The following is a 7151-nucleotide window of genomic DNA, read 5'->3' as shown; positions in this document are numbered from 1 at the left end:
GCGAGAGACCGCGGGTCCGTCGATGGCATTCGTGAACACGCTGACGGAGACACCCTCGTCCGGGTCGAGCCAGGTGCGCGTGATGTGTCCGGGATACCCGCCACTGTGGCCGACCAGGCGCCGCCCGCCGAGGGTGTGCAGTTCGAATCCCAGCCCGTAGTCGCGCAACGCGCCGCCGATGTCGATGCGCGAGTGCGGGTGCTGAGCCTGCCGCTTGGCGTCGTCGGAGACGAGACGTTCGTCACCGAGGCGGTGGGCGCTGAGGTAGGCCGTCGTCTCGGCGGCGGTGGAGAACCATCCCGTCGCCGCGGCGAGCGCCCGCGTGTCGACGTGACCGATGACGCGACGCTCGCCGTCTGCGAGACGGGCGGTGTGACCCGCGGCATACTCCGCTTCGCGGGCGGCCTGCCATTCCGAACCCGACCGCTCGAGCCCGAGCGGAGCGCAGATGTGCGCACGGGTGAACTCGTCGTAATCGACGCCGGATGCCGCCTCGACCACAAGACCGAGCAGCCCGTAGGCGATGTTGGAGTACTTGAAGAACTCGTTGCGGGCGAACACGCGTCCCTCCGCGCGGCAGATCTCCACGAGTCGCGCTCGATCGGGGAAGGGCCCCCCGCGCTGCCAGTAGTCGGCATCGCGTCCGTCGCGCACCACGCCGCCCTGGTGAGCGAGCAGCTCCCGCACCGTGACGGACGCCAGCTCGGTGTCGACGAGCTCGGGAATCCAGCCGGCGATCGTGTCATCCAGACGGAGGTCGCCGCGGTCGGCCAGCTGCAGCACGGCGGTGGCCGTGAAGGTCTTCGAATGGGACGCGATGCGGAACAGGTGCTCTCCGGTCAGCGCAGCACCGGTCGCGGCGTCGGCGACTCCCCACGCGAAGTCGAGCACGAGCTCGCCGTCCAGACGGATCGCCGCTTGGATGCCGGGAACCTGCCGCTGCGCCCCGGCGAAGGCGAACCAGCGGGCGGCGTACCGTGCGGCATCCTCGACGGCGCGGCGTCGCGCGCTCGCGCGCGGTGCGGCGGCGTCCTCGGGGGCGGAGGCGGTGACGGTCACAGACGACGTCCTTTCGGGTCGAGCGCATCGCGGAGGATGTCGCCGAGGGTGATGAGCGCGAACACCGTCACGCTGAGGAAGAGGGCGGGGAAGAAGAGCATGTGCGGTGAGGTGCCGAAGTACGACTGGGCGTTCGCCATCTGCAGTCCCCACGAGATCGACGGGGCCCGCAGACCCACCCCGAGGAAGGTCAGCGTCGACTCGGCGACGATGATGCTGCCGACCATCGTCGAGGTGATCGCGAGCACCGGGCCGAGCGCGTTCGGCACGACGTGGGTGAAGAGGGTCCGTGCGTGAGAGATGCCCATCGCGCGCGCCGCGCTGACGTAGTCCATGCGACGAACGGTGCGCACGGACGTGCGGACGAGCCGGGCGAGGGTCGGCCAGCTGAACGCGGCCAGCACGACGGCCACGATCACAGGGGTGCGCTCTCCCACGCTGTTGAGGACGATGATGGCCCCGAGGATGAACGGGAAACCGAGGAACACGTCGGTCAGCCGGGAGATGATCGTGTCGGCGATGCCCCCGTAGTACGCCGCCAGAGTGCCGACGACCACGGCGACCAGAAGCGCGATCACCGTGGCGGTGAGGCCGATGAACAGCGATGTCCGCGTACCGTGGATGACGTTCGCGTAGACGTCGCACCCCTGCAGGTCGGTGCCGAACACGTGCGCGGAGCTCGGCGGCTTGGCACTGTCACGCAGGTTGCAGGCGCGCGGGTCGGGCTGGCCGAACAGCCCACCGATGGATGCCGGAAGAAGCGAGATCACGGCGAGTGCGGCGAGGATCACGACGCTCAGCCAGAACAGGACGCGCCGGCGCAGACTCGCCCAGACACCTCTGCTGACGGTGATGTGCTCGAGGGCGACGACAGCGGTCTCAGTCATGACGACTCCGGGGGTCCAGCAGCGAGTTGAGCAGATCGACGAGCACGTTCAGCACCAGGAAGATCAGGATCAGCGTCGTCCCGACCCCGACGATCGTCGGCCCTTCGTGCGTGCGGATGGCTCCGAAGAGCAGCTGTCCGATGCCGGGCAGGTTGAAGATGCCCTCCACGACGACGGCGCCGCCGAGGAGGAACCCGAGGTCGATCGCCACGAAGGTGAGCACCGGCGCCACGGAGTTGCGCATGACGTGGAGGCCGACAATGCGGCGGCGCGGCATGCCTTTCGCGCGCAGGGTCCGGACGAAGTCGGACTCCATCGAGTCGACGACACTGCCGCGCATCAGACGGGTGATGGAGGCCAGGCCGAACAGGGCGATGACGAAAGCCGGGAGCAGGTACGACACCGGCCACCCGGCATCCGTTCCCGCGATGGGAAACCAGCCCAGCTGCAGACCGAAGACGAGCTGCGCGCTGACGGCGACCACGAAGACGGGGACCGAGGTGGCGAGGATGGTGCCGAACAGCACCGTGCGGTCGATGGCGCCGTCGCGGCGCAGGCCCGAGATCAGCCCCAACGCGACACCGAGGACGACCTCGATCACCCAAGCGGTGAGGGCGAGCGTGATCGTCACGGGCCACCGCGACGCCATGCGGTCGGCGACCGGCACGCCGCTGAAGGTCGTGCCGAGGTTCCCGGTGAACAGTCCGCCGAGGTAGCGGAGGTACTGCTGCCAGAGGGGCTCGTCTAGGTGGAACTGCTCGCGAAGCTGCGCCACGACGTTGGCCGGCAGCGGCCGGTCTCCCCCCAGCGCCGCGATCGGATCGCCCGGCAGCGCCCAGACGGTCGCGTAGATGATGAAGGTCACCCCCACGACGACGATCAGGAACTCGAGCAGGCGCCCACCGACGCGGCGCGCGGCGATCACTCGGCGTCCTCGGCGACGCGTCGGCGCACGGTGGCGAAGAGAGCGGCCAGCTGCACGCCGACGAGGGCGTTCAGCGGCGCGGGGGCGAGCTGCGCGTGCGGGTCGGCCGCAAGCCAGTCCTCCCAGCGCGCCGTGAGGGCGGTGAGCGCCGCGCGTACCGACGGCGACGCCGTGCCAGCGTGCACCTCTGCAGCCAGCGCTCGCCGCAGGATGCCGCCGAAGCGCAGCCGGAAGGTGCGCACCACCTCCGCGTTGCCGAACACCTCGGCCACCGTGGCCGGCCGGTCGGTCTCGGGGCTGGCGATGCGCACCCGCTCGGCCGCGGCGACGCTGCCCATCCCCGGAGCGAACGCCTCGCTCGCGCGGCGGAACGGCGAGTCGATCGTCATGTCGCCGCGCACGCCGTCCAGGATGCCGGTCATCACGTCGTGCAACTCCTCCAGCGCGGCGGCCTTCGCGGTGAGCACCGCTCGGTATGAGGTGCCGGTGTCGGTCGTGTCGGCGGCATCCGGATGACACCAGTACGGCAGTTCGGCGATCATCGTCGTCGTACCGAATCTCTCCAGGTAATCCGCGGTGCCCGCGCCACCCGCGCGCGGTTCGGCGAGTCCGAGAGCGATGCGCCGGTCGATCTGCTCGCGGGTGAGCGGAGCTCGGAACACCGCATCGGCGAGCAGGTCGAGCCCGGCGATCTCGGGCTCGCCGACGTCGAGGGGAAGCCCGAAACGCGCCGGGATGGCGCTGAGTTCACGGGCGAGCACGGCGTCGGCCTCGTTCGTGTAGAAGTACACGCCGCCGAACTCGCCATTGTGCAGTCCGACGAAGACGTCCGGACGCACGCGATCGAACAGCTCCATCAGTGCGGACGTCTCCGGGATCGGCGCGTCGAAGCCGAACCCGCGGTACGAGAACGGAAACGACCACTCGACCTGCTCGTCGGGGGCCGGGCGGTAGAAGCCGCGATAGTAGTCGTCGCGACGCAGCGGCGCCGCGAACCATCCTTCGTTCAGCCGGGTGCCGTCGGGGTCGATGCAGGGAACGAGGTGCCAGGTCGCGTCGAATCCGAACGTATCGGGGTCGGCGATCAGCACGCGTGCCAGGTGCTGGACAGTGCGAAAGCCGATCGGTTCGTTCGGATGCACGCCCGCTGCCACCACCACGCTGCGCTCCCCGCCGACGATCGTGAAGAGGTGGATCGGATCGCCGAGCCGGGATCGTCCGATGACGGATGCCGTGATGCGATCGGGGTGAGCGCGACTGAGCTCCATCAGGTCGTCGCGCAGCTCGTCGACGGTGGGAAAGCCATCGGCCGGCACACCGCTCGTGGCGAGGTCGGCGAGGGAGGGGAAGGGCATGACGTGCTCTCCTGCACGGTCGGCGGGGTCAGGGGCGGGTGCGGAGCGTCCGGCGGGGGGGTGGACGCTCCGCACCCCGATCGTCACTTCGAGAGGACGATCGATCGGTAGGTGGGGTTGCCTACCGGAGATGTCACGAGTTCGGCGACTCGCGGAGAGGTGACGTACGAGTACTTCTCGAAGAACAGCGGCACTGCAGGGAAGTTCTTCTGGATGATCTGCTGCACCGAGGCGTACGCGGATCCGTCCGTCGACAGGTCGCCGTCGGCCGCCGTCATCGCGGAGGCCACCTCGTCGCTGTACCACGGGATGCAGTTGTTGCAGCCGCCGCCCTTGATGAAGAACACGCGCAGCGTCGCCTGCTGGCTGGGGTAGAGGGCGCCCCAGCGCGAGAAGAAGGGACCGGTGATGTTCTGGTCGTTGCGGTTCTGCAGGAACTCCGCCCAGTCAGCGCTGGGCTTCGCGGTCGCATCGATGCCGAGGTTCTGTCGCAGCTGGTTCGCGATCGCCTGGTACAGCGGGTCGAGACCGCTGCCTCCCGGGTAGTAGATCTCCATGGGGCCGCTGAAGCCGCCGGCCTGCGCGAGCAGCGCCTTGGCCGCCGTGGGATCGAACGTGCAGTACTGACCGCAGATGCCGGTCGGCGTGCCGGGCTCGATCGCGGGCGTCCACGCCGTCGCGGGGTCATAGGTGCCCCCGTAGATCACGTCGATGATCGCCTGCCGGTCGATCGCCATCGAGATGGCCTGGCGTACGCGCTCGTCCTGATAGGCGGCGTTCCACAGCGGCAGACCGAGGAAGGAGATGCCGGGCGCAGCGAACGAGTAGAGACGCTGTCCGAAGTCCGTCGAGGCCTGCGTGAGCTTGGATGCCGGGACTCCGGCCACATCCAGGTTGCCGGCGAGGACATCGGTGTACGCCGTCTCGCTGTCGGTGTAGGGGACGAAGGTAATGCGATCGATGGTCGGCTTGTCGCCCTTATAATCCGAGTAGGTGTCGAGCACGATCGGCTCGTTCTCGACGTAGTCCTGCGCGAACTGGAACGGGCCGTTGCCGACGGGATGCTTGTTGTAGGCCGTGAAGTCCGTGAACGCGGATGCGGGCATCGGATACATCGCGGTCTGCGCCTGCGTCACCTGGAGGGGGAACTGGCTGTCGGGCCCGATCAGCGTGACGGTGAAGGTATCGGTGTCGACGACCTTCAGGCCCGACATCTTGTCGGTGGCCGGCGTCCCGGACTTCGGGTTGAGGTCGGCGTAGCCGACGATGTTGGCCAGCTGGCCCGAGTTCTCGAAGGCGTTCGGGCCGTAAGCGACCGCATTCCACGAGTCCACGTAGCTCTGCGCGGTGACCGGCGTGCCGTCCTGGAAGGTCCAGCCGTCACGGAGCTTCACGGTCCAGGTCGTCGCGTCCGGCGACTCGATCGACTGCGCCTGGACGTAGTCGAGTGATCCGTCGGAGTTCAGGAACGCCAGCGGGGACCAGACCGCCATGTTCACGTCGTACGCCACGGATTGACGTCCGGGAATGATCAACTGCGGATCGGTGGAGGCGACGCGGATCTCCTTCTTCTGATCAGCGCCGGAATCGGACGATGTCGCGCTGCACGCGGACAGGGCGAGGGCGGCGGCGACCACCGTGGCCGCTGCAGCCAAGAGCCTCTTCTTCATGGTTTCCTCATTGCGGGTTGCGGGACGGGTGAGGTGCTGCGCCTCACCGGCGAGGAGCAGGACCGGCGAGATACCCACACAGTAGGGGTTAAATCTTTCGAACTTTCAGTACGTAATGAAACCTTTACAACGACGAAATCGACGGAGTCCTCCCTCGGGCGGCTTCTAGACTTCTCCCCATGAGCACCCCCGACGCCGCGGCATCCGCTCGGCGCACCCCCGCGTCGCACGCCGTCCCGGTGCACAAGGTGCTCAACAACAACGTCGTGATCGCCATCGACGAGTCGGGGCGCGAGCGGGTTCTCATGGGACGCGGCCTCGCGTTCGGGCTCAAGCCCGATGACGTCCTCGATCCGGCCAAGGTCGAGAAGACGTTCATCCTCGACAACGGCGCCGACGGCGAGCGCGAACGGCGTCTGCTGGCCGACGTGCCGTATCCGATCGTCGAGGCGGCCACGCGGGCGGTCGACGAGGCCGAGCGCCGACTCGGACGCGACCTCGGGCGACGGTTCACCATTGCCGTGATCGACCACGTCGCCTACGTGATCGAGCGCCTCGACAAGGGCATGCGGATCACGACGGCATCCATGCCCGAGCTGCGCGTGCTCCACCCGCACGAGTTCGGGGCTGCCGAGCACATGGCCACCTCCATCGCCACGAGCCTCGAGCGCGAACTGCCCGCCGAAGAGGCCGTGTTCCTCACGATGCATCTGCTCAATGCCACTCGCGACGAGCCGAACGGCACGGCCGCGCTGCTGTTTCGCCGGGTGCAGCACGTCGTGGAGGTCGTCGAGCAGTCGCTCGGTGTGCGCCTGGACGTCGACGGTCCCGACTACGCGCGTTTCATCCTGCATGTGCAGTTCCTGCTGCAGCGTCTCGTGAGCCGCACGATGCTGGCCAGCGGCGATACATCGTTCTTCGAGTTCGCCAAGCACAGCTACCCGCGCTCGTACGAGATCGCCGAGCATGTGAAGGCCTACGTGCACGGCGCGACCGGGTCGGATCTCACCGACGAGGAGCTGCTGTATCTCATCGTCCACGTCGAACGCCTGCGCGCTCAGGTCGCCCCTGGCGCAGATCCCGACCCTGTGGTAACTTGATCGCAGATCCCTGGATCGTTACCGCGCAAGCGGGCGAAACCTGGACTCACCGATTGCTTCGGCCTTCATCGAGTCCAGGTTTTTTTGTTGCCCGGGCAGAGGTGCCCGGCATCCCTTCACACACAAGGACTCTAGAGGATCCCCGGTACCGAGCT

At 68.0% G+C, this 7151-nt stretch carries 6 protein-coding genes; 1 reads left to right on the top strand and 5 read right to left on the bottom strand.

The annotated features are described in order from the left end of the window. The 5 genes from I5I_RS14975 to I5I_RS14955 form a co-directional block, all read right to left on the bottom strand. Positions 1 to 1059 (bottom strand): serine hydrolase domain-containing protein (locus I5I_RS14975; protein WP_051039664.1); only part of this gene is annotated, 1059 nt, incomplete at its 3' end. Next, positions 1056 to 1946: an ABC transporter permease gene (locus tag I5I_RS14970; RefSeq protein WP_036321581.1), complete on the bottom strand. Its 891-nt coding sequence runs from the start codon at positions 1944 to 1946 to the stop codon at positions 1056 to 1058. The genes I5I_RS14970 and I5I_RS14975, both read right to left, overlap by 4 nt. Next, positions 1939 to 2871 (bottom strand): ABC transporter permease, encoded by a 933-nt coding sequence (locus tag I5I_RS14965; protein ID WP_239498478.1) that lies wholly within the window; start codon positions 2869 to 2871, stop codon positions 1939 to 1941. Before I5I_RS14965 ends, I5I_RS14970 begins: the two co-directional genes overlap by 8 nt. Continuing rightward, on the bottom strand, positions 2868 to 4226 hold the full coding sequence (locus I5I_RS16145) for a M14 family zinc carboxypeptidase (protein ID WP_112931958.1): 1359 nt from the start codon (positions 4224 to 4226) through the stop codon (positions 2868 to 2870). Before I5I_RS16145 ends, I5I_RS14965 begins: the two co-directional genes overlap by 4 nt. An 83-nt stretch (positions 4227 to 4309) precedes the next feature. Further along, positions 4310 to 5896, bottom strand: coding sequence for a peptide ABC transporter substrate-binding protein (locus tag I5I_RS14955; RefSeq protein WP_036321587.1), 1587 nt, complete (start codon positions 5894 to 5896; stop codon positions 4310 to 4312). A gap of 179 nt (positions 5897 to 6075) precedes the next feature. On the opposite strand from I5I_RS14955, the gene I5I_RS14950 reads away from it, so the two are divergent. Then, complete coding sequence (locus I5I_RS14950; RefSeq protein ID WP_083868049.1) at positions 6076 to 6996, top strand: PRD domain-containing protein; 921 nt, start codon at positions 6076 to 6078, stop codon at positions 6994 to 6996. The last annotated feature ends 155 nt before the right edge of the window (positions 6997 to 7151 follow it).

This window comes from Microbacterium sp. B24 (assembly GCF_000333415.1).
In the GTDB taxonomy this organism is placed as follows: domain Bacteria; phylum Actinomycetota; class Actinomycetes; order Actinomycetales; family Microbacteriaceae; genus Microbacterium.
This window is presented reverse-complemented; position numbering and strand designations above follow the sequence as displayed.

Excerpts from the sequence above, each read along its gene's own strand:
- I5I_RS14970 (WP_036321581.1), bottom strand. The coding sequence starts at position 1,946 with ATGACTGAGACCGCTGTCGTCGCCCTCGAGCACATCACCGTCAGCAGA.
- I5I_RS16145 (WP_112931958.1), bottom strand. The coding sequence starts at position 4,226 with ATGCCCTTCCCCTCCCTCGCCGACCTCGCCACGAGCGGTGTGCCGGCC.
- I5I_RS14955 (WP_036321587.1), bottom strand. The coding sequence starts at position 5,896 with ATGAAGAAGAGGCTCTTGGCTGCAGCGGCCACGGTGGTCGCCGCCGCC.
- I5I_RS14950 (WP_083868049.1), top strand. The coding sequence starts at position 6,076 with ATGAGCACCCCCGACGCCGCGGCATCCGCTCGGCGCACCCCCGCGTCG.